This is a genomic window from Desulforegulaceae bacterium, assembly GCA_034006035.1.
GTDB lineage: Bacteria > Desulfobacterota > Desulfobacteria > Desulfobacterales > JACKCP01 > JACKCP01.
This window is the reverse complement of record JAVETN010000003.1, coordinates 88,064-114,984: the sequence shown is the minus strand read 5'-3', so window position 1 is coordinate 114,984 and position 26,921 is coordinate 88,064. Positions and strand designations below refer to the sequence as shown.

Annotated in this window: 22 protein-coding genes and 1 pseudogene; 14 read left to right on the top strand and 9 right to left on the bottom strand. The window is 30.1% G+C overall.

The window, feature by feature from the left end; genetic code table 11:
• Positions 1–135: 135 nt before the first annotated feature.
• Positions 136–1,092, top strand: coding sequence for a universal stress protein (locus RBR53_03730; GenBank protein MDY0131758.1), 957 nt, complete (start codon positions 136–138; stop codon positions 1,090–1,092).
• Between the two features lie 53 nt (positions 1,093–1,145).
• Here RBR53_03730 and RBR53_03725 read toward each other — a convergent pair whose 3' ends face one another.
• Positions 1,146–1,991 carry a ribonuclease H-like domain-containing protein gene (locus RBR53_03725; protein ID MDY0131757.1) on the bottom strand — a complete coding sequence of 282 codons (846 nt, stop codon included), beginning with the start codon at positions 1,989–1,991 and terminating at the stop codon, positions 1,146–1,148.
• A 39-nt stretch (positions 1,992–2,030) separates the two neighbouring features.
• Here RBR53_03725 and RBR53_03720 point away from each other — a divergent pair, with 39 nt between their 5' ends.
• The gene (locus tag RBR53_03720; protein MDY0131756.1) at positions 2,031–2,378 is read left to right on the top strand and encodes a hypothetical protein; all 348 of its coding nucleotides are present in this window, start codon (positions 2,031–2,033) and stop codon (positions 2,376–2,378) included.
• A 215-nt stretch (positions 2,379–2,593) separates the two neighbouring features.
• On the top strand, positions 2,594–4,600 hold the full coding sequence (locus tag RBR53_03715; GenBank protein MDY0131755.1) for a bifunctional metallophosphatase/5'-nucleotidase: 2,007 nt from the start codon (positions 2,594–2,596) through the stop codon (positions 4,598–4,600).
• An 83-nt stretch (positions 4,601–4,683) separates the two neighbouring features.
• Here the strand turns inward: RBR53_03715 and nadB are convergent, their stop codons facing one another.
• On the bottom strand, positions 4,684–6,291 hold the full coding sequence (nadB, locus tag RBR53_03710) for an L-aspartate oxidase (protein ID MDY0131754.1): 1,608 nt from the start codon (positions 6,289–6,291) through the stop codon (positions 4,684–4,686).
• A gap of 114 nt (positions 6,292–6,405) precedes the next feature.
• Positions 6,406–7,035: a TIGR04211 family SH3 domain-containing protein gene (locus tag RBR53_03705; protein MDY0131753.1), complete on the bottom strand. Its 630-nt coding sequence runs from the start codon at positions 7,033–7,035 to the stop codon at positions 6,406–6,408.
• Positions 7,036–7,368: 333 nt separating this feature from the next.
• Between RBR53_03705 and RBR53_03700 the strand changes: the two genes are divergently transcribed.
• From RBR53_03700 to RBR53_03690, 3 genes are all read left to right on the top strand, one after another.
• Positions 7,369–8,343: a divergent polysaccharide deacetylase family protein gene (locus tag RBR53_03700; protein ID MDY0131752.1), complete on the top strand. Its 975-nt coding sequence runs from the start codon at positions 7,369–7,371 to the stop codon at positions 8,341–8,343.
• A gap of 42 nt (positions 8,344–8,385) precedes the next feature.
• Complete coding sequence (gene asnS, locus RBR53_03695) at positions 8,386–9,735, top strand: asparagine--tRNA ligase (GenBank protein ID MDY0131751.1); 1,350 nt, start codon at positions 8,386–8,388, stop codon at positions 9,733–9,735.
• A gap of 73 nt (positions 9,736–9,808) precedes the next feature.
• Positions 9,809–10,183 (top strand): chemotaxis response regulator CheY, encoded by a 375-nt coding sequence (locus RBR53_03690; protein MDY0131750.1) that lies wholly within the window; start codon positions 9,809–9,811, stop codon positions 10,181–10,183.
• Positions 10,184–10,323: 140 nt separating this feature from the next.
• On the opposite strand, the gene RBR53_03685 is transcribed toward RBR53_03690, so the two are convergent.
• Complete coding sequence (locus RBR53_03685; protein ID MDY0131749.1) at positions 10,324–10,614, bottom strand: hypothetical protein; 291 nt, start codon at positions 10,612–10,614, stop codon at positions 10,324–10,326.
• A 68-nt stretch (positions 10,615–10,682) separates the two neighbouring features.
• The gene (locus RBR53_03680; protein ID MDY0131748.1) at positions 10,683–12,014 is read right to left on the bottom strand and encodes a radical SAM protein; all 1,332 of its coding nucleotides are present in this window, start codon (positions 12,012–12,014) and stop codon (positions 10,683–10,685) included.
• Between the two features lie 226 nt (positions 12,015–12,240).
• Here RBR53_03680 and yhbY point away from each other — a divergent pair, with 226 nt between their 5' ends.
• Positions 12,241–12,555 carry a ribosome assembly RNA-binding protein YhbY gene (gene yhbY / locus RBR53_03675; protein ID MDY0131747.1) on the top strand — a complete coding sequence of 105 codons (315 nt, stop codon included), beginning with the start codon at positions 12,241–12,243 and terminating at the stop codon, positions 12,553–12,555.
• 7 nt (positions 12,556–12,562) lie between these two features.
• On the opposite strand, the gene RBR53_03670 is transcribed toward yhbY, so the two are convergent.
• The 4 genes and pseudogenes from RBR53_03670 to RBR53_03655 form a co-directional block, all read right to left on the bottom strand.
• On the bottom strand, positions 12,563–13,135 hold the full coding sequence (locus RBR53_03670) for a lytic transglycosylase domain-containing protein (GenBank protein ID MDY0131746.1): 573 nt from the start codon (positions 13,133–13,135) through the stop codon (positions 12,563–12,565).
• A gap of 24 nt (positions 13,136–13,159) precedes the next feature.
• Positions 13,160–13,822, bottom strand: coding sequence for a 3'-5' exonuclease (locus RBR53_03665; GenBank protein ID MDY0131745.1), 663 nt, complete (start codon positions 13,820–13,822; stop codon positions 13,160–13,162).
• A pseudogene (locus tag RBR53_03660) lies at positions 13,811–14,938 on the bottom strand (ATP-dependent helicase). Before RBR53_03660 ends, RBR53_03665 begins: the two are co-directional and overlap by 12 nt.
• Positions 14,939–14,953: 15 nt before the next feature.
• On the bottom strand, positions 14,954–16,387 hold the full coding sequence (locus tag RBR53_03655; protein MDY0131744.1) for an endonuclease Q family protein: 1,434 nt from the start codon (positions 16,385–16,387) through the stop codon (positions 14,954–14,956).
• A gap of 208 nt (positions 16,388–16,595) precedes the next feature.
• Here RBR53_03655 and rdgC point away from each other — a divergent pair, with 208 nt between their 5' ends.
• The 7 genes from rdgC (at position 16,596) to RBR53_03620 (ending at position 26,795) form a co-directional block, all read left to right on the top strand.
• The gene (rdgC, locus tag RBR53_03650) at positions 16,596–17,213 is read left to right on the top strand and encodes a recombination-associated protein RdgC (protein ID MDY0131743.1); all 618 of its coding nucleotides are present in this window, start codon (positions 16,596–16,598) and stop codon (positions 17,211–17,213) included.
• A 1-nt stretch (position 17,214) separates the two neighbouring features.
• A complete protein-coding gene (locus tag RBR53_03645; GenBank protein ID MDY0131742.1) occupies positions 17,215–17,757 on the top strand; it encodes a hypothetical protein in 543 nt (180 codons plus the stop codon).
• A 131-nt stretch (positions 17,758–17,888) separates the two neighbouring features.
• Positions 17,889–19,010, top strand: coding sequence for a DNA polymerase III subunit beta (gene dnaN, locus RBR53_03640; GenBank protein ID MDY0131741.1), 1,122 nt, complete (start codon positions 17,889–17,891; stop codon positions 19,008–19,010).
• Between the two features lie 16 nt (positions 19,011–19,026).
• Complete coding sequence (gyrB, locus tag RBR53_03635) at positions 19,027–21,462, top strand: DNA topoisomerase (ATP-hydrolyzing) subunit B (protein ID MDY0131740.1); 2,436 nt, start codon at positions 19,027–19,029, stop codon at positions 21,460–21,462.
• A gap of 330 nt (positions 21,463–21,792) precedes the next feature.
• Positions 21,793–22,707 carry a 50S ribosomal protein L11 methyltransferase gene (gene prmA / locus RBR53_03630; GenBank protein ID MDY0131739.1) on the top strand — a complete coding sequence of 305 codons (915 nt, stop codon included), beginning with the start codon at positions 21,793–21,795 and terminating at the stop codon, positions 22,705–22,707.
• A 30-nt stretch (positions 22,708–22,737) separates the two neighbouring features.
• On the top strand, positions 22,738–25,236 hold the full coding sequence (locus RBR53_03625) for a TIGR03960 family B12-binding radical SAM protein (GenBank protein MDY0131738.1): 2,499 nt from the start codon (positions 22,738–22,740) through the stop codon (positions 25,234–25,236).
• A complete protein-coding gene (locus tag RBR53_03620; GenBank protein MDY0131737.1) occupies positions 25,236–26,795 on the top strand; it encodes an Rne/Rng family ribonuclease in 1,560 nt (519 codons plus the stop codon). Before RBR53_03625 ends, RBR53_03620 begins: the two co-directional genes overlap by 1 nt.
• Positions 26,796–26,921 lie beyond the last annotated feature (126 nt).

The following is a 26,921-nucleotide window of genomic DNA, read 5'->3' as shown; positions in this document are numbered from 1 at the left end:
CCAAAAAACTTCTCCCCAGTAATAAGACAACATCTTGAAATTAAATGGTTTTCTTACAACAACAATAAATGTTTTTTTTGGCACCTTGATTGCATTGTACAAGAGTAATAACAATTAATGCACAGGGGGTGCTAAATGGACAATAAAAAATATCTCATATCTTTGGATGGTTCAGAGACTTCGCTTGAAGCTGTTAATTATGCATCAAAGGTTCTTCCTAAAAACAATTCAGAAATAGTTCTTTTCCTTGTTGGAACAGATATTCCCGAGTCATTTTGGGACATAGATGCAATTCCAGAGGAAAGTCTGAGCAGAGACACCATGGAAGACTGGATTACCAAACACAATAAGGTTTTTACAAATACGCTTTCCAAGGCAAAGCAAAAATTTGTTGATGAAGGATTTCCAGAAAATAGTATCCATATCAAAACTCAACCAAGAAAAATAGGAATAACAAGAGACATAATTGCTGAGGCCTCAAAAGGCTACTCTGCTGTTTTTGCAGGAAGAAAAGGGCTTAGCAATATGAGAAATATTCCTCTTGGCTCTGTAGCGACAAAGCTTATTTCAAAACTTAGTTTTACTACTCTTGTTCTTGTTGGTGAAAACCCTGAAACAGAAAATATTTTAATCGGTTTTGACGGTTCTGAAGGATCAAAAGCTTGTGTAAAGCTTGCTGGTCAGATTTTTTGCAATTCATCCAAAAAGATTCATTTAAGGCATGTTTCAAGAGCTGTAAAGCTAATCCAGGGTGATTATAATCTTTTTTTTACAAACATTGATCCAGATTCAATGTCCATGGAAAATGAAAGAGTTAAAATCAGAAACAAAAAAATTGAACCAGAGCTTGAAAAAGCAGTTGAAAAACTTAAAAGCCTTGGTTTTGATCCAAAAAATTCTGATACAGGGATAATTGAATCTTACCTAAGCCGTGCTCTGGGAATCTACGAAACTGCTGAAAAAAAGAATTGGGGTACAATTTTTATAGGAAGAAAAGGTGTTTCCAAAGTTCAGGATTTTATAATAGGACGTGTCGGCGAAAAGGTCGTTCAAATGGCCTTTGACAAAGCTGTATGGATAGTGAGCTCATAAATTCATAAGCAGAAAAGTCCCCGGTTTATTTAAGCCGGGGCACCAAAAAAATTTCAACACCAGTTTATGGATACCACCTTTTGTACATACTCCATTGTGCTATAATCAATTTTAAAGGGGTTTGCAGGTTTTTCTTTGTGCAAAAGAGGAAATAACCTTGCCGGTGTTTCAAGTATTTTTTTATTATAGGCTTCCACCATCAGGTGTTCAAGATTAAGCACATCTTCAATATTATATGATAAAAGAGTTTCAAGAGCTTTAATATTTTTCCTTCTTAGATAATCATTCCAGAGTTCCACTGCAAAAATACCATCTAATTCAGAAAGAAGATCTTTTCTTTCTATTCCAAATTGGCGTTCACAGGATTTAAGCCCTCCGGAAAATCCAAGACTTTTTAAAATATACCTTAAATCAAGGTGGGCATGGTTTAAAGAAATATTAAAAAATTTTTCAATAAATGGAATATCAAATGATTTGCCATTATAAGTTATTATTACTTTGTAGTCTTTAATGTCATTAATAAAATCATTCAGGTTTTTACCATAAACATAATATTTTATTTTTTTTCCGTCGTAGATTGCAATTGAAGTTATATGGCTATGGTAAAAATCAAGGCCTGTTGTTTCTATATCAAGATAAACAGATGAATTTCTATATTGGTTGAAAATTCTCCAATGTTCTTTTGGGGGAAGATTTTCAATAAAATACACTGGATCATTGATTTGTATTTTTTCCTTTGATAATTTTATATGATCAAAAATAAATTCTTTCTTTTTTTTAGAAATAAAATCAGGAGGTGAATTTAAAAAATCATCCATTGAACAAATACCACAATCCCAGATTTTTTTTTCTGTGGCAGTACCGATTGTCGGTATATGAAAAAAACTACTATAAAGCATAAAAGTAACCTCATAAATAAAAGCTAAAAAGGGCATTTAATGGAAAAGATTACAATAGATTTTGAAAAAATAACAGAGATTCTTCCTGAAGTAATTATTGTGTTAGATAAAGAATTAAATATTGTATGGGCAAATAAAAAAGCCATAGAAGCAGCTCTTGAGCCTCCTCTTAATAAAAAATGTCATAAGGTTTATATGAAAAGAGATACTCCCTGCGAAAACTGCCATACTTTAAAAACTTTTGAAACTGGAGAAAATATTTTCAATCTCAGCCAGGTTGATTATCCTGAAGGGTTTTCAAAAAAATTTGAAGGCTATACAGCTGTTGCAGCTATTGATAAAAACAATAAACCATTGCTTGTTGCAGAAATTGCAAGGGAAATATAAAAAAATTTAACTTTAAAACCAAAATATTAATATTAAACTATCCTGGTTCAATTTCTCTATAAATTACGTTGTCTGAATTTATTATTTTTGCTATTCAATCAGCTAATAATGTCCTATTTTAACTAAAGAATCTGAAAAAACTATTCACTTTTTTATTGTAAACGGCTGTTCACAATGATCCTAAAATCCAATCAACCAATTAACTGGAATTAACAATGAAAAATAAACTTTTTATTCTTTATGCTATAGTAACTTTAGCCATATCAGTTGGCTGCTCTTCTTTAAGTTCGAACAAAAACCAGGCTGAAACCGCATTTACACTCCAGCTTCTTCATTTTTCAGATATAGACGGAAATGAAGACAAAGCCCTTAAAAATCTTGATAATTTTTCATCAATAATCAACGGCATTAAAAATAACTCTGATTACCCTACCATTATTGTAAGCTCTGGAGATAATATTATCCAGGGCCCAAGATTTTATTCAGCTGAGCATGATAAAGTAAGTGTTCTTACAAACAGCAATAATCCGGGAAGTGCGGACATGGCAATTTTAAACAGACTTGGAGTAATGGCCTCAGCTGTTGGAAACCATGAGCTTGACGCAGGCCCTGAAGCTTTTGCAGGTGCAATAAGTGCTGACAATAGTTCAAGTAAGGCTTGGTTCCCTCATCTTGTATGCAATATGGATTTTTCAAAAGAGCCTTTTTTTGGCCCGGGAACAGATGTTGAAATTGAAAAAAGCTGTCAATCAATAGAAAACCTCGCAGGAAAGTTGGCAAAATCAACCTTTATCGAAATTAACGGAGAAAAAATAGGAATAGTGGGGGCATCCTCTCCTGAATTTCCAAGTATCACTTCCACAGGCAAGATTGAAGTTTTTCCTTCTCAAGGCTCAGATATAAAAGAACTTGCCCAAATAATTCAAAAATATGTTGATGAACTTTCAGAAAAACAAATAAACAAAATCATTCTTCTTGCCCATATGCAGCAGATTTCAATTGAAAAAGAATTAGCCTCCCTTCTTAAAAATGTGGATATAATTGTTGCCGGCGGTTCAAACACTATTCTTGCAGATGAAAATGATATCCTTTTACCCGGAGATGAGGCAAAAGACAGCTATCCACTCTTAATCAGCTCTGCTTCCAACGAACCGGTTCTAGTTGTAAATGTTGATGCTGATTACAAATATCTTGGAAGACTTGTTACTGATTTTAATTATAAAGGAATTATTCTTACTTCAAAACTTGACCCTGACTTAAACGGACCCATTGCGTCAACAAATGAAAATACAATTTTATTTTCAGGAACCCCTGATCAGAAAATCATTGAAATAAGAGATGCAATTCAAGAAGTTATAAAATCACAATACTCAAATGTTCTTGGATTTACAAATGTCTTTCTTGAGGGAAGAAACTCAAAAGTAAGAACTGGTGAAACAAATCTTGGAAACCTTACCTCAGACGCAAATTTATGGTACGCCAACCTTCTTTCAGACTCTCATATTGATATTTCAGTAAAAAACGGAGGCGGAATAAGAACAGAAATTGGAAATGCAATTGTTCCCCCGGGCTCAACAGATCCAAAAGATCTAACCTTAACTCCTCCCCCTGAAAATGAAGAAGCAGGAACCAAAAAAGGGGCAATCTCAGAAGGTCATTTAAGAGCAGTTCTTAAATTTGACAATGGCCTTGTGTCTTTTTCAGTTACAGCAAAGGAACTAAAAGACATAATGGAGCATTCTGTTTCAGCTAGCGGTGAAGGTGAATACCCAGGACAATTTCCCCAGATTGCAGGAATGAGAATAGCTTATGATCTGAACAAAAAACCAAGAACTTCAAAGGGAACAGGAAATAGAATTATTGAACTGGAAGTTTTAAATAAAGACTTTACTATCAAAGACCATCTTGTTTCTAATGGGAAAATTATTGGAGATCCTAAACGAAAATTCAGACTTGTAACCTTATCTTTTCTTGCAGATGGGGGCAATTCCTATCCTTTTAACTTACTTTCCTCACCTGAAAGAATAAATCTTTTTAAAGGAGAAGGGTTAAACCAAGGGGTTGATTTTTCAAAAGATCCACAGGAAAGCTCTTTTGCTGTAACAGGAGGCGAACAGGATGCTTTTGCTGAATATCTTAAATGTTTTCATGGAACCCCTCAAAAAGCTTATGATATTGAAGTAAATGATGTTAACAGGGCAAGGATAATTCAGATTTATTAAAATTTTAGTCTCAAATTTAAACCTCAAAATATTCAATTATTTTGAGGTTTAAGTTTTGTGACCGGCTAAAAAAAGCTGTTTATTTAGTTCAGACTGATAATGGTATTATGAATATCCTCATCATTTTTAAAAGGATAGTCTATTGAAAAATGAAGCCCTCTGCTCTCTTTTCTTTTTCTTGCACACTTGATTATAAGCTCTGCAACAAGAGCTATATTTCTTAACTCTATAAGATCAGGGGTAACCTTAAAATCCCAATAATATTCATTTATTTCCTTGCGGATGGCTTTAATTCTTCTTTTTGCCCTTTCAAGCCTTTTATCTGACCTTACTATTCCCACATAATTCCACATAAAAAGCCTTACTTCATCCCAATTATGAGAAACCATTATAGCTTCGTCACTGTCTGTTGTTCCTGACTCATCCCATTTTGGAACATCTTTAACTAAGGTATTAAAATCTGTTGTTTTAAGGGCATCTTTTGCTGATCTGTCAGCATATACAAGAGCTTCGAGAAGAGAGTTGCTTGCAAGCCTGTTTGCTCCATGAAGTCCTGTGCATGCAGTTTCACCTACAGCATAAAGGTTCTTTATATCTGAGTGGCCATTAAGATCAGTTGCAACCCCGCCACACATATAATGGGCGGCAGGAACTACAGGAATATAATCTTTTGTCATATCTATATTGTATTCAAGACATTTTTTATAAAGATTTGGGAATCTTTTCTTTACAAAAGCAGGATCTTTATGGGTGATATCAAGAAATACTGAATCATCACCTGATTTTTTCATTTCATGGTCTATTGCTCTTGCAACAACATCTCTGCATGCCAGCTCTTCAAGAGGACTGTATTTCTTCATAAATCTCTTACCTCTGCCATCTCTTAAAACAGCACCTTCTCCCCGCACAGCTTCTGAGATAAGAAAACTTTTTGCTTTGGGATGAAAAAGACAGGTTGGGTGAAATTGAACAAACTCAAGATTTGCAACACTGGCCCCTGCTCTGAATGCCATGGCTATTCCGTCTCCTGTTGCAACATCGGGGTTGCTTGTATAAAGATAAACTTTTCCACTTCCTCCACAGGCAAGAACTGTTTTTCTTGCACTAAAGCTTTTTACTGAATTAGTTATCTTGTCAAGAATATAAGCCCCTGTACATTCTCTTTCGCAGGTTGTAACAATCATCCCTCTGTTTATCACTGTTGATTTGGTGATAAGATCTATTGCTATATGATTTTCATAAACATCGATATTTGGGTGATTTTTTATCTTTTCAACCAATACTTTCTGGATTTCCATTCCTGTCATATCAACTGAATGTACTATTCTTTCAGCTGAATGACCGCCTTCTCTTCCAAGGTCAAGTTTTGTTTGGTCAGCTTCAATCCGATCAAATTCCACTCCCATGTCTATAAGTTCCTGGATCATATGAGGTCCTTCAGATACAACCATTTCAGTTACTTCCTCACTGCAAAGACCATCACCTGCCTCAAGAGTATCTTTAATATGAAGCTCAAAGGAATCCTTATCATCAAAAACAGAGGCAACCCCTCCCTGAGCCTTTGATGTGTTTGTTTCAAAAATATCTTTTTTGGTTACTACACTCACTTTTCCACTGTCAGCCACCTTAAGTGCAAACATAAGACCTGCAACACCGCTTCCTATGACAAGAAAATCCGTTTTAATCTCCATAACAAGTTCTTTCTTATAATTATTATAATAATTGACTAAAACTTTATCTTAGCTCCAGATAATTTAAATCCACTCAAGAACGACAAAATGACAGTTTTATTTTTTCAGCTAGTATTAGTATAGTCCTCTTTTTTTCTTTTTTGTGCTCATTCCGATTATAAAACCAAGAAGAAGTACACTGGCTCCAGCAAGAAATATTTTCACGTTTCTTTCCATAAGCTTTGATTTGAGCTCTGCTGTGGCAATATTTTTTTCTTCAAGAAGCTTAGCTTTTTCTTCAAACTCCTTCTTAAGTTTAAGATAATTAGACGATTCTTCTTTAAGCTTTTTATATTTTCCGTTTAGGTCTTGAAAATCTTTCCCCACGGAATTAAGATCCCTTTTTAGTTCAGAATTTTCTTCTCTCAAAGCTTTAAGCTCTTCTTTATTTTTCTCATTTTCCAAAGAAAGAGCCTCAAACTTCAAAGTAAGAGATGAAAATTTTTTAAAATTTGGTTCTTCGTCCATTAAAAACCTTGTAAGAATATATCCTTCTATCCCGTTTGACCTTTTAACCTTTGTCCATTGATCTCCGTACTCAAGGACCTCAAGCTTTTCTCCAGAAGGTACCATTCCTAAAATTTTATGTTTTGTTCCCATTCCTGTTCGCAATGTTACTTCAAAAGAATCTGTAACATAAAGAGATGCTCCAAAAGCTTCCAAAGTCAACGAAAAAAATATTAAAAACAAAATAATTTTTTTCATGCTCTTTTCCTTTTTATTTTAAATTGTTTTTCCTTAAAGTTTTTATATAAATATAGAAATTCTTGAAATTTTTTTAATTATCAATATGATATTACCGCTTTAAAATCAGAAATAAGAAAAATTATCAAGGTAATAGAGATGATAACAATAATTAGATCTAAAAAAACAGGGATTCTCTTAAATTTTTACTTTATCTTTTAAAGCAGTTATAGTTTACAAAAACAATAAATCTTTGATAAAAGTGACTCAAAAATAAAAAATATTCAAATTTTTTAGATACTTTTTGCAAAATAAAATTTTAAATATTACCATAGATATAAAGATTTGGAACCAATGGATAAAAAAAAAGCAAATAGAAATAAAAAATTCGACACTTTAAAAAAATTTTTTATTTCTATCTTTATACTTATATTTTTCTGTTTAATCTCTTTTACAAGCTTTTATTTTCTATTTCCTCCTTTAAAAAAGGATTTAAAAAACAATTATATTGCAAAAAGCTCCAATAAAACAATTTCTGTAAAAAAACCTATAAAAACAAATATTGATAAAAAAATTCAGTCCGAGAAAAAAATTTTATATGAAATTTATAACAAAGCTGAAGAAAAATCTATCCCCGATAAAAAATCAGACTACAAAGGTCTCCCGAAAATATGCATAATTATTGATGATATAGGCTTTGATAAAAAAAACGCATACAGACTTTCAAATTTAGGAATAAATATCACCCTTTCTATTCTTCCTTTTTCTCCCTTTGCAAAGGAAATTGCAAAAAAAGCATCTAATTCCAAAACAGAATTTATGCTTCATATCCCTATGGAACCAATAGAGTATCCTGAAATTGATCCCGGTCCCGGAGCGCTTTTATCAAAAATGGATCCTGACCAAATTATTAGAACCCTTAAAAATGATCTGGATTATCTGCCTTTCATAAAAGGAGTAAACAATCATATGGGGTCAAAACTTACTGCAAACTCCGATATTATGAATCAGGTTTTTACAATAATAAAAAAAAGAGAGCTGTTTTTTGTAGACTCTCTTACAAATCCTGAAAGCAAATGTATTGAATCTGCCAGAATGTTTAAAGTTGATTTTGCAAAAAGAGATGTGTTTCTCGATAATATTCAAGATATCAACTATATTAACAGACAAATTCAGAAACTTAAAAATATTGCCTTTCACAGAGGTTATGCAGTTGGTATAGGACACCCCTATGATTCAACAATAAAATCACTGGAAAAAAATATTGCTGAAATGAAAAAAGAGTTTGAATTTGTAAAAGCCTCATCTGTTGTTAAACAAGTCCAATAATGTTATATATTTATTTTAATAAGTTTATAAAAAGTAGAAAAAATGAAAAGAATAAAAATAAAAGAATTTATTGAAACAGACCATCCCCCTGAAAAAGTTTTTATAGGTGGATGGATACGAACAAAAAGAGATTCTAAGGCATTTTCATTTATTGAATTAAATGATGGTTCCTGCCTTTCAAACATACAAGTAATTGCAGACTCATCCCTTGAAAAGTATGAAAGAATAGGAAAACTTACAACAGGTTCGTCTATCTCTGTTTTTGGAAAAGTGGTAAGATCTCCGGGAAAAGGTCAAAAATGGGAAGTTCAGGCAGAAAAAATTAAATTCCACAATATTGCCCCTGATGATTTCCCTTTACAGAAAAAAAGGCATTCAGATGAATTTTTAAGATCCATTGCCCATTTAAGACCAAGAACCAATAAGTTTGGTGCTGTTTTCAGAATAAGATCAGAGATTTCACAGGCAGTTCACTCTTTTTTTTATAAAAAAGGATTCAACTATATTCATACTCCAATTATCACAGCCTCTGATTGTGAAGGAGCTGGCGATATGTTTTCAGTTTCTTCAGATGCTTTAAAAAACGGGTCTTTTTTCTCAAAACCTGTATACCTTACAGTTTCAGGTCAGCTTGAAGCAGAAATGATGGCTCTTTCCCTTGGAGATGTTTATACATTTGGGCCGACTTTTCGTGCAGAAAACTCAAATACATCTAGACACGCTGCAGAATTTTGGATGATTGAACCGGAAATGGCTTTTTGTGATCTTGAACAAAACATGGATCTTGCAGAAGAATTTATAAAAAATATAATTATTCAAACAAGGAAAAATTGCAGTGAAGATCTTGAATTATTTAACAAATTTGTGGATAAAACTTTATTTCAAACTCTTGAAAACATATTGGAAAACCGATTTCTAAGAATTTCATATTCAGAAGCTGTTGAAATTTTAAAAAAATCGGGAAAAAAATTTCAATATGAGCCGATTTACGGAGCAGACCTTCAAACTGAACATGAAAGGTTTATAACAGAAACAGAGTTTAAAAAACCTGTTTTTGTATATGATTACCCAAAAACCATAAAACCGTTTTATATGAGAATTAACAACGATAATAAAACAGTGGCTGCAATGGATCTTCTTGTACCAAAAATTGGAGAACTTATAGGAGGAAGTCAAAGAGAGGAAAGATATGAATTTCTTTTAAAAAGAATGGAAGAATGCTCAATAAACAAAGAAGAATATTGGTGGTATCTTGATTCCAGAAAATACGGAAGTGTTTATCACAGCGGATTTGGAGTAGGTTTTGAAAGATTAATCATGCTTATTACAGGTATTTCAAATATAAGAGATGTTATACCTTTTCCAAGAACACCGGGTTCAATAGATTTTTAATCAATTTTTTATATGATTTTTTGTGATATTAAAAACAAAATGCCCTTTAGAATAACTCAGGAGGTTGCCTAAAATGGATGTTTCCAAAAAGGTTCTTATTGTAGATGATTTTTCAACAATGCGTAGAATACTGAAAAATATATTAAAACAAATTGGATTTACAAATATTTCAGAAGCAGACGATGGAAGTACAGCATGGGATGAATTACAAAAAAACTCCTTTGATCTTATAATCTGTGACTGGAATATGCCAAAAATGAGCGGAATAGAGCTTCTTAAAAAAGTAAGAGCAGATAACACCTATAAAGATATACCTTTTCTAATGGTTACTGCTGAAGCTCAAAAACAAAATGTTATTGAAGCAGTTCAGGCCGGGGTTTCAAACTATGTAGTTAAACCTTTTACTGCTGAATCTATTTCAGAAAAACTTGAAAAAATTATCACTTAATTTAAATTTAAAAATCTAATAAGCTTTAAGGCCTTTATCTTATCAAAAGGCCTTTTTTTTAATTGTTTTAATTAAAAAGACCTAAATTGATTTTCTTAGTAAAATCTAAGTGAAATTTTGAATTATTTTTTTTAAAAATATTATTCTACGGTAAATTTAATACTTATTTTGTAATTTCCTGTTTGAATATCTTTGGGAATCATATCCCCATTCTCTATTAAAAGTGTTAAAACTTTTGATTTTGAAGGATCGTTAAATATTCTTTTTGTTCGCCTATCTCTTCGTCCTGTATCAAGTACAACTGCATTTTTTCTGGAATTTCTGATTCCAATCACTTTTGCTTTAAGCTCTCCTGATTTTGGAAAATTTCTTCTTCTTTCACCCTGTTCCGTAAACCTGATATCTAAAGTTTTTCCAATCTTAATATCCATATTTATCCCCCTGGAAAGCATAAATAACCAAATGGTTTTATTAAATTGTGAACAGTTTTAAATAAAAATCAATTAAGTTTATCATCAAAAACTTCCCTGGCACAAGTTTTATTACTTTTGTATTTTCCTTTTGGAGGATTAAAATATCCATGATGAAGATTTTGATAATTGTTTTTAAGGTACTCTATTAAATTTATTATTCCAAAAGGTATAAGGTCTTGAGGAAAACCATCAAACATCTGAGTAAAATAAAGTTTTGGATCATAATTTAAATTTCTCCACTGGATAAAGTCTATTTTATAATTTTCAATTATTTTAAAAAGTTCTTTCATTTCAGGTTCTGTGTCTGTAAAACCAGGCATATTAAGATAGTTTACGGAGACAAATTTATTTTTTTCCCTGGCTTTTTCTAGTGTTTGAAGAACATCTTCAAACTCATATTTTGGTCTAAAATATTTTAAATAATATTTTTTCTGAAACGAATTAACACTTACTCTTATACTGTCAAGCCCTGCATTAAAAAGCCTTTCCATTATTTCCGGAAGACTTCCGTTTGTATTCATATTAAGAGTACCTTTATCTGTTTTTGACCTTATAATTTCTATTGCAGGCAAAATAACATCCCAGGCAAGAAGAGGATCTCCTTCACAGCCCTGACCAAAACTTAAAACACAATTTTCAACATTTTCTATATGGCTTAAAGCAATTTGGGCTATTTCTTCTGGAGAAGGTGTAAAGTTTATCCTGTTCTGACAACTTGAAATAAAATCTTGATTTTGTAATGAAATGCATCCAAGACAATTGGCATTGCAAACTCTTGAAGTTGGAAGAGGAGCTTCATATCTTTTCAAAAAAAAATTTTTTGCAGCAGGACACCCCCATTCAAGGGCACATTTTTTCAAATGATAAACAAGTCTATTATTTGGATATCTTTTTATTTTTTCTTTCAAACCCTCTTCAACCTTTTCCAAAGGCATTAACGAAAGATCTTGCCTGTCTTCTTTGTCTACCTGATAAACAGCACTTACATAATCATCTTTGAACCCTCCTACTGCACCATAGGAAAAAAGAGGAAGAGGTTTTGCTTCTTTATTTTCATCAAAAGCAGAATTTAAAGTAATAACATACCCGGGGGAATTAAAAGCAGCCACAGGAAAAATTTTTTCATTTTCATTAAATGGATTAAATTTAACTATCTCATAGTTTTTGGTTCTCTTATTGTATAAAATCGGAGCTCTGTCAGGCAAAAACATAAGTTCGCTGTAATCTGGAATTTTGATTGAATTGTTTTCATTTAAACAATAAAGGTCATTTCCTGCCATTCCCGCAGCACAATAACCTTCAAGCTCGAATATTTCACCCTTTTCATTTGCAACAACAGCAGAAGCTAGATATTTCATATATTTATCCTTTAAACTAAATATTTCAATCTTATTTAAACAAAAAACCACTAAATTTTGGCAAATCATATAAAACCTTGACTTTGACTTATTAAAATAGCCTGATAACTTCAATTAAATTTTCATATTTTATTAAAACTTAAAAATGTATTCAAAAATAAATATTGTCTTTTATTATATTAGCTTATATAATTTATTGTTTTTAAATTTAAACAAAGAGAAAATTATGAAAGAACTTAAAACTTTTCAGAAAAAACATTTAAAAGGATTGGCACATAATTTAAAACCTGTTGTTTTTTTAGGTCAAAACGGTGCTACTCTTAATTTTATCAAGTCTGTTGATCAGGCTTTAGAAAAACATGAATTAATAAAAATTAAATTCATAGATTACAAAGAAAAAGAATCTAAATTAAAAATATCTGAATCAATAGTAAAAGAAACAAATTCTTTTTTTGTTTCAATGATTGGTCATATTCTTATTTTATACAGACAAAGCAGTGACCTGAAAAACAAAAAAATAAAACTACCCCTCAATGAATAATTTTTAATTATTTTTTATATTCTTGATAATATGACTTAACTCTTTTTATATAATTTCGGGTTTCTGAATAAGGCGGAATTCCATTGAATCTCTTTACAGCCCCGGGCCCGGCATTATATGCAGCAAGCACAAGGTTTAAATCACCCTTATAATTATCCATTAATTTTTTCAAATACTTAGACCCAGCCATTATATTTTCAGAAGGATCAAAAGGGTTTTTTACTTTGTATTTTTCTATTATTACCGGCATAAGCTGCATCAATCCTTTTGCCCCCTTTTTAGAAATAGCATTTTTTATAAAGCTTGATTCTGCCTTTATAACAGCCTTTATAAGTTCCTTTTCAACTGAGGTTGCTATGGAAACATAATTTAAAATGTTGTTAAGATGATCATCTGTAACAAAAAAACCAAAATCTTCATTTGATTTAGTCTCTTTCATATAAAACTTATAGTCAGGGGATGTCGGGGTATTGGTAAATGAAAGAATTCCATTGTCATCAACATAAATATAAATATCAGAATAAGTTTGTGAACAAGTTATAAACATAAAAAATAACAATAAAAACAAATATTTAATCATATTATAAACAACACCTCTATAAAATCAGAAAAACTTCAGCTGATTGTCTTTTTTCAAACTGTCTTTAATTAAATTTTTTATATTTTTTTTATTTATAAGATTATTTTCCATATCATTTAAAAAAGGTGAGGGCTTGGTTTTTTTATATTTTCCGAAAATATTAATTTTTTCAGGCCTTAAAATATAAAGTCTTTTTTTTGCCCTTGTGAGCCCAACATAAAAAAGTCTTCTTTCTTCGTTAATTTTATCAATTTCAGCTGATTTTATAAAAGGGATGTTTCCATTAAAACAATTTGGAATAAATACTGATTCAAATTCAAGACCTTTTGATGAATGAAGAGTCATAAGACTAACTTTTTCTCCCTTAAATCCAATATCTGATATTTTGTGCAATTTTATATCAATTAAAAAATCATTTATTTTTTTAAATTCATCTGAGATTTTGAGAATATAATCGATTTTATTCATAAAAGAATAATCTTTTTCAAATTTATTCAAATCTGTGTTTTTTATAAGATAAGTTATAATTCCACTTGTTTTTTTATTCTTTAGATTTTTTCTTATTTCAGTTAATTTATTAAAAATATCTTCATTTATTTCAATATTTTCTTCAATATTATCTATTTTATTTTTTATTCCAAAAGGCTTTAAAATAAGATCTGAAATATCAGGTTCACTGACAACCATTTTTAAGTATGAAAAAAGCTTTTTAAGTGGTTTATCTTCATTTAAATTTTTTTCATTTATATTGGAAAAAGGAATAAAGTTTTCTTCAAGTACAGAAGAAATTAAAAAAGCTTCTTTTTTTGTTCTGCATAAAACAGCTATATCAGAAAAAGAAAGACTAGTTAAATCCTTAAAATTTTTCTTGAAAGTTATTAAAGAGTCTGTTCCTCCCACGAGATTTTGAATTTCATCAGCAATAAATTTTGCCTGGAGCTTTTCAGAATCTGAAACAATTAAATTTATATACTTTTCACCTTGAATACCTGAATAAACTTTTTTTCTATCGCTGCTTAATTCATTTTTTTTAATTACCTGAAAAGAAGCATTTATAATTGATTCACTGGATCTATAGTTTTGAATAAGACTTATTTTTTCCACATTATCAAAATCTTTCAAAAACCTGGATTGAAAATCATTTAATGAGCCTCTAAACCCGTAAATGGACTGATCTGGATCTCCTATTGCAAATATATAAGTATTTTTATCAGTTATTTGTTTTATTATTTCATACTGGATTTTATTAAGATCTTGATATTCATCAATTAAAAAACAATTATATTTATTTTTAACTAAACTTTTAAACTCATCATCTTCAGTTTTTTTAAAAAAATTTAACAAAATATCATCATAATCTATTAAATTACTTAATTTTTTTACTTTTTCATATTTTTTAATAAGGTCAAAATATTCATAATCAGTTTTAAATAGAAACTCAGGGGATTGTTTGATTTTTGATAAATAAGCTTCAATTTCAGTATATTTTGTTTTAACTAAATATTTTTTACAAAGATTTTTTAAAATATATTTCTTTGTTGTTTCGTCAATTATATTAAATACATTGTCTTTTTCAAAGCTCAAAGCAAAACTATGGAAAGTTCCTGTAAACGGCCTTTTTTTATATTTTTTAGCAAGGATTTTTTCCTGAATTTCATCAGATGCTTTTATAGTAAATGTTATCGCAGCAATCCTTTCTGGTTTTAATTTTTCATTTTCGCAAAGATAAAAAAATCTATTTGTAAGACAAGTGGTTTTTCCTGTTCCAGGTCCTGCTGTTACAATTATATTTTTTGATTTTGAATTTACTGCTTTTAATTACTCTTTGTTCAATTCTTTTTTATTAATTTCTATTGTTTTTTCTTCTTTTTTTTCTTTAAAAAGTTTTTTTGCTTGATTAAAAACTTCTTGATTTTTTTTATATTCAAAAAGTTTTGAATCTTTTTTTTTATTGTTGAAAAAACTTACCTGTCCTTTTGAGAGAAATGAATCAAGCTCTTTAGCATTAAAAATCCTGACCTTGCCAAACTCTCCATCAAAACCAGGATCAATATTTAAATTATCATTTCTCATTCTTTCAATTGCTTCAGATAAAAGGGGAATTTCTATTTTATCAAGAAGATCTTTTTCACAGCCCCATAAAGCATTAAATTCAGAACCAGCTTTATTTATTACCTTTTCATAAAGAGCTTTTACTTTTTTAGTGTTTGGACCTACTTTTGAAATTTCTGATAATATGGCTGTAAGAGGAACTATACTTTTAAAAGGCGGCGACTCTTTTTTTATTTGGTCTATATTTTTTCTGTCTGAAAGTTCAATTATTCTATAATAAACTCCAAGGGTAAGGTTTTTGCCGCAAACAGGACAAATTCCCTTATTTTCAAGAGTTTCCATTGGAGAAAGACAGACATTGCATTTTCTATGGCCGTCAAAATGATATTTTCCTTCTTCAGGGAAAAATTCAAATGTTCCCTTAAACTTATTTTTATCCTTTTTTTTAAGAGCATCTTTAATTTCATAAAAAGACATTTCACAGTCAAAAACATTGGCTTCTCTTCCGAGTTTTCCCGGTGAATGGGCATCTGAATTGGAAATAAGAGTATATTTATCCAAATTTGATATTAAAAAATTCATATCTGGATCTGAGGAAAGTCCTGTTTCAAGTGCAAAAATCTCTGAACTCAAATCTTCATAACATTCTTCAAGGGTATCAAACCCTGATCTTGAACCAAATAAAGAAAACCAGGGTGTCCAGATATGGGCAGGAATAAGAAAGCCTCTTTCATCTGTTTCAAGTATAATTTCAAGAAGATCCCTTGAATCAAGCCCAAGAATAGGTCTTCCGTCTGATTTTATATTGCCTATTAAATTTAATTTAAAATTAAATTTTTTAACTGATTCAAGGGATGGAAAATAAACTAAGTTGTGAATTTTTCTGACTTTTCCGTTTTTTTTATAGATTGAACTTATTTCTGACTGAAGCATAAATCTTATTTTTTCATTAAAAGACTTATTTACTTCATCTTTTAAACTTATTTTAATATCTTTTCTTAAAGAAAAAAGGCCTGTTGATTTATCTTCTACAAGTTTTTCTTCAAGTTCATTAAACCATCCTGGATGGGTAAAATCACCTGTTCCAATGACATTAATTCCTTTTTTAGAAGCATAAATATAATTATTTTCCAAATCTGAATTTTTTGCTGTTGCCATTGAATATTTTGAATGTATATGAAGGTCTGCTAAAAATTTCATATTATTATTGCCTTATAAGCTTATTATTATATATTCTTTATGGTTGTACCTGAAATATTAATTAAACGGAAACTATCTTTTTTGTCCATTCCAAAGTCAGATTTTAAATTTAATCATTGATTGTTTAATTTACCCTGAGGTTAAATTTTTATTCCTGATTTAAAAAACTATAAATTAAACAATTAAACTCATAATAAAGGAGTTACAAATGGGTCTTTTAACCTCATCATCATCATTTTTAAGGTATAAAATTGATGATGACCAAAAACTTTCTTCAGAAAAAATAAGAATTTGCTTAAAAGAAAACCAATTTCCTGAATTTGCAGAATCTGAAATGACTGAATCAATTGCAGGATGGGTGTCTTATGAAAATCATTTTGACACAGATTTTGAATTTGATCCTATAAAGTATGGAAATTATTTTGTTTTTTGTCTGAGAATAGATAAAAAATCTATTCCAAAAAAAATAATTGACAAGCATTTAGCTATTGAATCAAAAAAAATAATGAAAGAAGCAAATAAAGATTATCTTTCAAAGAATGAAAAATCAAAATTAAAAGAAGATATTATCTTGAGATTAAGCCTTCAGATGCCTTCCATACCAGATATTTATGATATTTTATGGATACCTGAAAAAAACGAAATTATATTTTTTACCACCCAAAAAACTATTAATGAAATTTTTGAAACCCTTTTCCGTCAAACATTTAAAACATCTATTATAAGACTTTTTCCATACACAAAGGTTTATTTTAATGATGGAATTTCAGATACAAGCAAAGATGTTTTCTACACTTCTTCACATATAAATATTTGGGAGTCTTAAAATGCTGGATATATCTGTAGCGTACAATAAATATAAATTTACAGGTTTTGAATTTTTAACATGGCTTTGGTTTATAATAGAGAATAAACCTGAAATTATTGACAATATATCACCTGAAATTAAAGATTTCAGCATTAATGATAAAATAGTCATAGAAAATTTTAAAGAAGAATCAGTAGAAAAAATAACCATAAACGGTAACACAGCAAATCTTGATGAAGGAGTTCTTGCAATAAAAAAAGGAGCCCTTGTTACAGAACTTAAGATCAGTTTTAAAACAGGGGAAGATATAGATGTTAAATTTCTTATTAAAGGAGAGAGTCTGGATATTACAGGATTCAATGTATTAAAATATAAATTTTCAACTTCACCTGATGAAATAGAAGGATCTGTTATAGAAAAAGCATACTTCCTAGAGTTATTGACAGACCTTGTTGATAAACTTTTCCAAAAGTTCATTTTATTAAGAATTTCAGAAGATTGGATAAACAAAGAATTGTCAACAATAAGTAAATGGATTGAAAACAGAACTAAAAGTTATTAACATAAAAAATATGTCTGTATAAAAAATAAGGTTTATAAAATACAAGATGTTAATTAAAAACCAAATAAAAACAAACAATTAAGTTACTAATGAACAAGTTAACAATATATATTAATAAAAGGTTTTAAAATATGAAAATAAGAATAGAAAAAAACAGCTTTAAAAATGTTCTGGAAAAAATTCAAGGAATGACAAGTCAAAAAACTTCTCTTCAAATAACCAGGAATGTAATTATAGAAACAATTTCAGATAAAGAAATATCTGTAAAAGCAACTGATCTTATTTCTGAATATTACTGCACTATGGAAGCTGAAATAGAAACAAAAGGCATAATTGCCCTTAATTCAAAAAAATTTTTTGATATAGTTAAATATTTTCCAGAAGATTTTATACCCATTGAAGAAATAGATTTCCAATGGATAAAAATTGGTACAAAAGATGTTTATTTTCATCTTGTAGGAGCTTCTCCTGAAGATTTCCCAGGAATTTCACTTGATTTTGATTCTGAATTTTTTGATACAAATTCCAACTCTTTTAAAAAAATGCTTACAGCAGGAAATTCAATTAACCCGGAAATGAACGAATTAAGGACTTTTATTTTAGGTATAAATATTTCTTTTTTAAACAATAAAAATTTTTCTTCATTAAAAATGTTTTCTACAGATACAAAAAGAATTATAAAAACAGAAATAAGAAGTGAATCTTTAATCCCCGAAGAACTAAACTCAAAATCTGTTCTTCTCCCGAAAAAAGTTATTTCTGATTTAATAAAGTTTATAGATCAGGAAAAAGTAAGTTTATCTTTTACATCTGAATTATTGATTCTCAAACAGGGAAATGAATTTTATTCTGTAAATGTCTTGGAAGGAGATTTTCCTGACTGCAGCGGACTTGTAGTTCCGGATCACGAATACGCAATAGAGATTGATAAAAATATTTTAAATGATACTCTTCAAAGAGTTTCTATAGTTGCAGATGATAAAATTCCAATAGTTTTTTTTAATTTTTCAGATAACACCCTTACTTTATCTTCAAGTAATCCCGAACTTGGAGAAGCTAAAGAATCCATAGGAATCAAATTTGAAAAAGAAGGTTTTGAAACAGCTTTCAATTCAAGATATATTTTAAATATTTTAAAAGATATTCAGGATAATTCTGTAATTCTTTATTTGAAAGATAAATCATCACATTGTATAATAACGGGTTCTGAAAATCTTGATTATGCAGCGGCTATAATGCCGATAAAAATTTAAATTTTAAGGAAATAAAATGTCTGAGTTAAAAAGAGAGTATAATGCAGGCAGTATTAAAATACTTGAAGGTCTTGAAGCTGTAAGAAAAAGACCTTCCATGTATATAGGCAATACTGAAGAAGCAGGTCTTCACCATCTTGTATACGAAGTTTTGGATAATAGTATTGATGAAGCAATGGCTGGTTACTGCAATGAAATAGACATAACAATACATACAGATAATAGTGTGACTGTTACAGATAACGGAAGAGGTATTCCCGTAGATCTTCACGAAAAAGAAGGTGTTCCTGCAGCAGAAGTTGTAATGACCAAGCTTCATGCTGGGGGTAAGTTTGACAATGATTCTTATAAAGTATCAGGAGGACTTCACGGAGTTGGTATTTCTGTGGTAAACGCCCTTTCTGAAAATCTTGAGATGACAATCTGGAAAAATGAAAATATTTATAATCAAAAGTTTTCAAAAGGTAAAAAAGTAACAGAGCTTGAAATAATAGGTTCAACTGAAAAAAACGGAACAAGAATTCACTTTGAACCTGATATTACAATAATGTCTACAAACAACTTTAATTTTGAAGTTTTATCAAGAAGAATGAGAGAACTTGCTTTTCTTAATAAAAGCATAAAAATTTCTATTGAAGATGAAAGATCTGATGAAAAAAACAGTTTTTTTTATGAGGGAGGAATAAAAACTTATGTTGAATTTATCAACAAGCATTCCTCTGCCATTCATGAGCCGATTATAATTGAAGGTAGTCATGAAGATGTTTCTGTAGAGGTTGCAATCCAGTACAATGACACATTTAATGAAAAAATTTATACTTTTGCAAATAATATAAATACCACAGAAGGTGGTTATCATTTAAGCGGTTTTAAAGGCGCACTCACAAGGACTTTAAATAATTATGCAAGTAGTGACAGTCTTCCTAAAAATTTGAGAGCAAGAATAACAGGTGATGATGTAAGGGAAGGTTTGGCTGCAATAATAAGTGTTAAATTAAAAGAGCCTAAGTTTGAAGGACAGACAAAAACAAAACTTGGTAACAGTGAGCTTAAAGGTATTGTCGAGTCTCTTGTCAATGAAAAGCTTGCTATTTATCTTGAAGAAAATCCCCAGAATGCCAGAAAAATAATAGCAAAAGCAGTGGATGCTGCAAGAGCAAGGGATGCTGCAAAAAGAGCAAGGGATCTTGTAAGGAGCAAGGCAAATATTGGTGATACTACTCTTCCTGGTAAACTTGCGGATTGTCAGTCAAATAAACCTGAAGAAAAAGAACTTTATCTGGTGGAAGGTGATTCAGCTGGCGGTTCAGCCAAGCAGGCCAGAGATAGGAGATACCAGGCTATTTTACCGCTTAAAGGTAAAATTCTAAATGTTGAAAAAGCAAGATTTGACAGGCTTTTAAAATCGGAAGAAATAAAAAATATGATCACAGCCCTGGGGGCAGGAATTGGAAAAGATGATTATGAAATTGAAAAAATAAGATATCATAAAATTTTTATAATGACTGACGCAGATGTTGACGGTGCTCACATAAGAACCCTTCTTTTAACTTTTTTTTACAGACATATGCCTGAAATTATTGAAAAAGGTTATCTTTATATAGCTCAGCCTCCTCTTTATCGAATAGGCAAAGGTAAAAAAGGAGTTTATCTTAAAAATGATCATGGTTTTAATGAATACCTGGTTTCAAGATTTTGTGAGTTAAAATATGTTGAATCAGGAAAAGAAAAGACAAAAATTGAAGACAATGAGGTTTCTAAATTTCTTTTAAAACTGATAAGTCTTTATGAAAACCTTTCTTTTCTTGATGATATGGGATTTGAAAAAAGAATAGTAAAAATTTTGCTTGATGAAAAAGTCAGTGATAAGGATTATTTGCAAAGTGAAGAAAAAATGAGCCTTTTAAAAGATAAGTTTGAGCAAAGTAATTTTTTTATAGATGAATTTATCTGGAATGAAGAAAAGGAGGTTTTTGAGCTGACCTTAACTCCTCCTGAAATAGAAGAAGAAGATGAAGATCATGAATCATCAAGAGTAAGAGAGAAAAAACCTGTAAGAATTTCAAGAAGACTTGTTTTTTCAAAGGAATATCAAAGTATTCTTGAAGACTGGAGTTTTATTGAAAAATACTATTATCTTCCATTTTACATAGGAACTAAAGAAGGAACTTCAGTTGTCAAATGTGAAAGTTTAAAAGAATTTTACAATAAGGCAATGGAAGAAGCTAAAAAAGGCGTTTCAATTCAAAGATATAAAGGTCTTGGTGAAATGAACCCGGATCAGCTTTGGGAAACTACAATGGATCCTTCAACAAGACAGCTTTTACAGGTAAAGGTGGAAGATGCTGAAGCAGCTGATGAAATTTTTTCTCTTCTTATGGGTGATGAGGTTGAACCAAGAAGAAATTTTATACAAACCCACGCATTGGAAGTATCTACCTTAGACTTTTAATGTTTTAAATAAAAACCGGATTGAGCCTTGGTTTAAATTTACAGACAATTATTTCTTCTTAAATGTTTTGTATTTAAGGGAGATAAGAAAATGTTTATAAAAAATTAGATTTTAAAGAGTGTTTAAAAATCTTTATCTATAATTTTTAATACTAAAATATATGGATAAAGTTCTTTTTTATTGTCTTTTTTAAGTTGAATTCATCAACCAGTCCTCTGTCCTTGATAAATTAAATTTTGTTATTTTTTCATTTATTTAAAAACTATGATGATTCTGTCTCCCCGTAATTTGTAAATGAATAAATTTCAGAATAAAACAGAGAATGAAAATATGAATAAACTTAAAAAATTAAAAATTGTTTTTGAAGCTGAAAATGATTTAGATATAATATCTGAATTAATTGCAGATTGTTTTTATAAAAATAATATAAATGGGGTTGTAATTGAAACTCCTGTAGAGCTGACAGAAGAATGGGGTGATAATCCAGTTTTAAGCGATATTTACTCTGTGTCAGGCTATATTAAAAATTTAGAATCAGAAAAAATTGAAATCATACAAAAGGATGTTTTTAATATTTTAAAACCTTTTGATGTGAAACTTGATTTTCAAATAAGGAAAATTTTAGAAGAAGACTGGTCAAATTCCTGGAAAGAGTTTTTTTATCCTGTTGAAATTTCAGAAAAGATTGTAATTAAACCTACCTGGAGAGAGCTTGAAAAGGATTATAAAATTATAATTAATATTGATCCTGGAATGGCTTTTGGAAGTGGATCCCACGAAACAACAAGTCTTTGTGTTAAATTAATTGAAGAAACTGTTGAAATAAACGATAGAGTTCTTGATATAGGATGCGGTTCTGGAATTTTAATGATTGCCGCCAAAAAATGCGGAGCATCTTTTGTTACAGGAATTGATAATGATCTTTCAGCTGTTGAAATTTCAAAATCAAATATGGAACTTAATGAAATAGATCCGTCAACCTATGATATTTTTGGTTCAGATCTTTTAAATTCTGTAAATGGTAAATTTGACCTTGTAACCGCAAACATACTTGCTGAAGTAATTGTTGAACTTATCCCGGAATTGAAAAAAGTTTCACAAAAGAATACCAGGTATATATTTTCAGGAATAATTGAAGATAAAATGAAAATGGTAATAGAAAAAATGGAAGAATTTAATATAGAGCCTGAAAAAATTTATAATGAATCAGGATGGGTTGCAATCAGGGGAATATATAAAGCTTAAGTTTTGAAATCAAAAAATACGGAAAAACAAATGAGATATAATAATTTTTACCTAAATGTAAAAAATCCCGGAACCTATCTTGGAAATGAAGTAAATGCGGTAAAAAAAAATGAAGAAGAAATACTTTTAAATTTTGCACTGGCTTTTCCTGATCTTTATGAGATTGGGTCTTCCCATTTTGGAATTCAAATTTTATACGATATTCTTAATAGTCATAAAGATATTTATGCTCAAAGGGTTTTTGTTCCATCTCCGGACATGAAAGAGCACCTTAAAAAAAATAAAATATCCATAGGCGGCCTTGAAACAAAAAAACCTTTAAAAGATTTTGATATTATTGGTTTTTCTCTTTTATATGAGCTCAATTATACAGGAATTCTTGAAATTTTGGATTTGGGTGATATTCCTTTTTACTCATCTCAAAGGGATGAAAGTTTTCCTTTTGTAATTGCAGGCGGCCCATGCATGGTAAATCCTGAGCCTGTGGCAGATTTCTTTGATTTTATTTTTATTGGAGATGGAGAAGAGGCAATTCTTGAAGTATCTGAAAAAATTATAGAATGGAAACAAATAAAAAGTAGAAAAAAATCAGATCTTTTATACTCAATAAAAGATATTCAAGGTGTTTATGTGCCTTTATTTTTTGAAGATACTAAAAAAGAAAATCTTTTTTTAGAAAGTAAGTTTTTTGATTATAGAAAAGTTGAAAAAAGAAAAATAAAAGATCTTGAAGACGCTCCGTTTCCTGTCTCACCGATTATACCTTATGGAAAACCTGTTCACGATAGACTCAGGCTTGAAATTTCCAGGGGATGCACCAGAGGATGTCGATTCTGTCAGGCAGGAATGATTTACAGGCCTGTAAGGGAAAGAAGTGTTAAAAAACTTTTGGAGATTGCTGAAAAATCAATAAAAAATACAGGTTATGAAGATTTGTCCCTTCTTTCTTTAAGCACTGGTGATTATACTTGTTTTCCTGAACTTTTATTATTTCTGATGAAAAGATATATGAAAGAGGCAAGATCTGTTTCTCTTCCATCAATACGAGCAGGAAGACTAACAAAAGATTTGATGGAAGAAATTCAAAAGGTAAGAAAAACAGGGTTTACCATAGCTCCTGAAGCAGGTTCTCAGAGATTAAGAGATGTTATCAACAAAGATTTAAGTGAAGAAGAAATAGTGAATACTGTAAAAAGTGCCTTTGATATGGGATGGAAAATTATAAAACTTTATTTCATGACAGGGCTCCCTTCTGAAACAAAAGATGATCTTGATGAACTTGTTGAGTTGGTTAAAAAACTAAAATTTCTTCCCGAAGCAAAAAATTGTAAAATAAATGTAAGTTTTACAACATTTATCCCAAAACCTCATACACCTTTTCAATGGGAAAAACTTTTAAGCCGTGAAGAGTCCCTGGAAAATTTTTTATATCTCAAAAATAACCTTAAAAAAATCAAGGGTGTTAATTTAAAATGGCAGGATCCTGAACATTCAAGGCTTGAAGGTCTTTTTTCAAGGGGAGACAGAACCCTTGCTCCATTGATAGTAAAGGCTTATGAATCTGGGTGTCATCTGGATGGATGGTCTGAGCACTTTGATTATAATAAATGGATTGCTGCTGTTGAAAGTCTTGGAATTGATATTGATTTTTATACAGGTAAAAGAGATGAAGATTCAAGTCTTCCCTGGGATAAAATAGATACAGGGGTAACAAAAGAATATCTTTTAAAAGAATTGTACAATTCAAAAAATACTATTGTCACCCAGGACTGTAGAATCAGTGAATGCAACCAATGCGGGGTATGTGATTTTAAAAATATTTACCCAAAAGTTTTTGACAAGCCAGGAATTTCCCATGATTTTTATAAAAACGTTCATTTAGAACAAACTGATAAAAATAAAATTTTAAAGTTAAAAGTTTTGTTTGAAAAACTTGGAAATGCTGCTTACTTTGGTCATTTGGAAATTGTTGGAATTTTCCAGCGTGCTTTTGACAGATCCAAAATGAAGTTTGATTTTTCCAAAGGATTTCATCCTAAACCGAAAATGACCTTCAAAGATGCCCTGCCCCTTGGAATGGAAAGCTATGGCGAATTAATGACTGTGGATTGTTATGATATGGATATTGAAAGCCTGTTTCTAAATCTTAACAAAACTCTTCCCCAGGGTCTTTTAATTAAAAATATTGAAAAAGTGGAAAAAAAATATAAATTTTATCCACATTCCTTATCTGTTTATGAAGTCAATTTAAGAAATGCTGATATTTATTCAGATAAGATAAAAGAATTTAATTTGTTAAATTCTTTTGAAATAACTCTTTTGAAAAAGAAAAAACCAAGAAATTATGATTTGAAAAAATGGTTTGAACAAGTAAAAATAGTAGATACAGGTAAAATTAAAATGAAAATTTTATCTGAAAATGGTAAGACACTGCGACCTGATATTTTTTTAAATCATTTTTTGAATTTAGACAAAGAAAAAATAAGAAATTTAAAAATATACAAAATTAAAGAAATGGATAAAGTTTAATGGAAAAAGAGCTTATTATTAATGCATCTTTGCATGAAACAAGAGTAGCTCTTCTTGAAAACGGTGTTTTATCAGAACTTTTTATTGAAAGGGGGATTGACGAAAACATTGTCGGAAGTATCTACAAGGGTAAGATACAAAGAGTGCTTCCAGGAATGCAGGCGGCTTTTGTTGAAGTAGGACTTGATAAAGCTGCATTTCTTTATGTGGATGATGTTGTCCAGACAGATAACTTAAACTTGGAAAGTGAAGATTTTTTAGAAAAATTCAGTGGTGACTTAACAGATGAAACTGAAGACTCTAGTGGTTATGGTGTTTCAGGTCATGAAGAAAAAAGTTTTCAAATTCAGTCTGTATTAAGTGAAGGCCAGGAAATTGTTGTTCAGGTATCCAAAGGTCCTATGGGAACCAAGGGAGCCAGAGTTACAACTCATATTTCAATACCAGGACGTTATCTAGTACTCATGCCCACTATAAATCACATAGGTATTTCAAGAAGAATAGGAGAGCCTTCTGAAAGGGAAAGGCTTAAAAAAATTATTGAATCAGAAAGAATTAATAATTATGGATTTATTTTAAGAACAGCAGCTGAAGGTATAGAGGAAGAATCCATTATAAGGGAAATGAAATTTCTTGAAAAATTATGGAAATCCGTTGTTGAAAAAAATAAAACAAAATCTGCTCCTGTATGTCTTCACCGAGATCTTTCAGTAACTTTAAGAGCAGTAAGAGATCTTCTTACCCACGAAGTAAACAAAGTTGTTATTGATATAAAAGACGGTTATAAAGCTGTAAAAAGTTTTTTAAAAAAGCATATGGTGGATTTTCCTGTAAAAGTTGAACTCTTTCAAGGAAAAGAGCCTATTTTTGATGCCTATAATATTGAAATTGATATCCAAAGAGCATTAAAAAAAAAAGTATGGCTTAAATCAGGTGGATATATAATAATTGAGCATACCGAAGCTTTAGTTGCAATTGATGTTAATACCGGAAGATATGTAGGAAAACATAATTTTGAACAAACAATTCTTAAAACAAATCTTGAAGCTGTTAAAGAAATTGCATACCAGGTAAGGCTTAGAAATCTTTGCGGAATAATAATTGTAGATTTTATTGATATGGAAGAAATAGAAAACCAGGAAAGGGTTTTCAGAGCTTTAAAAGAAGCTTTGAAAAAAGATAAAACAAAAACATATATTGTTCCAATGACAGAACTTGGACTTATTCAGATGACAAGGAAAAGAGAGAGAAAGTCTCTTAATTCTACTCTTTGTCAAGATTGTCAATATTGTGAGGGAAGAGGATTTTTAAATTCAGGAAAAACAATATGTTATAATATTGTAAGGGATGTGAAAAGAAAATCTGTGGATATGACAGGAGAATCTTTTACAATAAGATGCAATCCTGAAATAGCATCACTTCTCCATGGAGAGGAAGCTAAGATTCTTCAGATTATAGAAGATTTTACAGATAAGCCTGTTGTTGTTTATCCTGTTTCTAATTATTTCAGAGAGCAATTTGATATAATAGAAAATTTGAGAAAACCTGAATCTTATTAGATTTATAAGATATTTTAATTTATCAGATGGAAAAAATTGACAAATCTAATATATTGTGTTTATTTGTTCAGGTTAATGTAGATAATAAATAGTTTAAATTTAACAAATATTAGAAATTACAAGGAA

Excerpts from the sequence above, each read along its gene's own strand:
- RBR53_03730 (MDY0131758.1), top strand. The coding sequence starts at position 136 with ATGGACAATAAAAAATATCTCATATCTTTGGATGGTTCAGAGACTTCG.
- RBR53_03725 (MDY0131757.1), bottom strand. The coding sequence starts at position 1,991 with ATGCTTTATAGTAGTTTTTTTCATATACCGACAATCGGTACTGCCACA.
- RBR53_03720 (MDY0131756.1), top strand. The coding sequence starts at position 2,031 with ATGGAAAAGATTACAATAGATTTTGAAAAAATAACAGAGATTCTTCCT.
- RBR53_03715 (MDY0131755.1), top strand. The coding sequence starts at position 2,594 with ATGAAAAATAAACTTTTTATTCTTTATGCTATAGTAACTTTAGCCATA.
- nadB (MDY0131754.1), bottom strand. The coding sequence starts at position 6,291 with ATGGAGATTAAAACGGATTTTCTTGTCATAGGAAGCGGTGTTGCAGGT.
- RBR53_03705 (MDY0131753.1), bottom strand. The coding sequence starts at position 7,035 with ATGAAAAAAATTATTTTGTTTTTAATATTTTTTTCGTTGACTTTGGAA.
- RBR53_03700 (MDY0131752.1), top strand. The coding sequence starts at position 7,369 with ATGGATAAAAAAAAAGCAAATAGAAATAAAAAATTCGACACTTTAAAA.
- asnS (MDY0131751.1), top strand. The coding sequence starts at position 8,386 with ATGAAAAGAATAAAAATAAAAGAATTTATTGAAACAGACCATCCCCCT.
- RBR53_03690 (MDY0131750.1), top strand. The coding sequence starts at position 9,809 with ATGGATGTTTCCAAAAAGGTTCTTATTGTAGATGATTTTTCAACAATG.
- RBR53_03685 (MDY0131749.1), bottom strand. The coding sequence starts at position 10,614 with ATGGATATTAAGATTGGAAAAACTTTAGATATCAGGTTTACGGAACAG.
- RBR53_03680 (MDY0131748.1), bottom strand. The coding sequence starts at position 12,014 with ATGAAATATCTAGCTTCTGCTGTTGTTGCAAATGAAAAGGGTGAAATA.
- yhbY (MDY0131747.1), top strand. The coding sequence starts at position 12,241 with ATGAAAGAACTTAAAACTTTTCAGAAAAAACATTTAAAAGGATTGGCA.
- RBR53_03670 (MDY0131746.1), bottom strand. The coding sequence starts at position 13,135 with ATGATTAAATATTTGTTTTTATTGTTATTTTTTATGTTTATAACTTGT.
- RBR53_03665 (MDY0131745.1), bottom strand. The coding sequence starts at position 13,822 with ATGGTTGTCAGTGAACCTGATATTTCAGATCTTATTTTAAAGCCTTTT.
- RBR53_03655 (MDY0131744.1), bottom strand. The coding sequence starts at position 16,387 with ATGAAATTTTTAGCAGACCTTCATATACATTCAAAATATTCAATGGCA.
- rdgC (MDY0131743.1), top strand. The coding sequence starts at position 16,596 with ATGGGTCTTTTAACCTCATCATCATCATTTTTAAGGTATAAAATTGAT.
- RBR53_03645 (MDY0131742.1), top strand. The coding sequence starts at position 17,215 with ATGCTGGATATATCTGTAGCGTACAATAAATATAAATTTACAGGTTTT.
- dnaN (MDY0131741.1), top strand. The coding sequence starts at position 17,889 with ATGAAAATAAGAATAGAAAAAAACAGCTTTAAAAATGTTCTGGAAAAA.
- gyrB (MDY0131740.1), top strand. The coding sequence starts at position 19,027 with ATGTCTGAGTTAAAAAGAGAGTATAATGCAGGCAGTATTAAAATACTT.
- prmA (MDY0131739.1), top strand. The coding sequence starts at position 21,793 with ATGAATAAACTTAAAAAATTAAAAATTGTTTTTGAAGCTGAAAATGAT.
- RBR53_03625 (MDY0131738.1), top strand. The coding sequence starts at position 22,738 with ATGAGATATAATAATTTTTACCTAAATGTAAAAAATCCCGGAACCTAT.
- RBR53_03620 (MDY0131737.1), top strand. The coding sequence starts at position 25,236 with ATGGAAAAAGAGCTTATTATTAATGCATCTTTGCATGAAACAAGAGTA.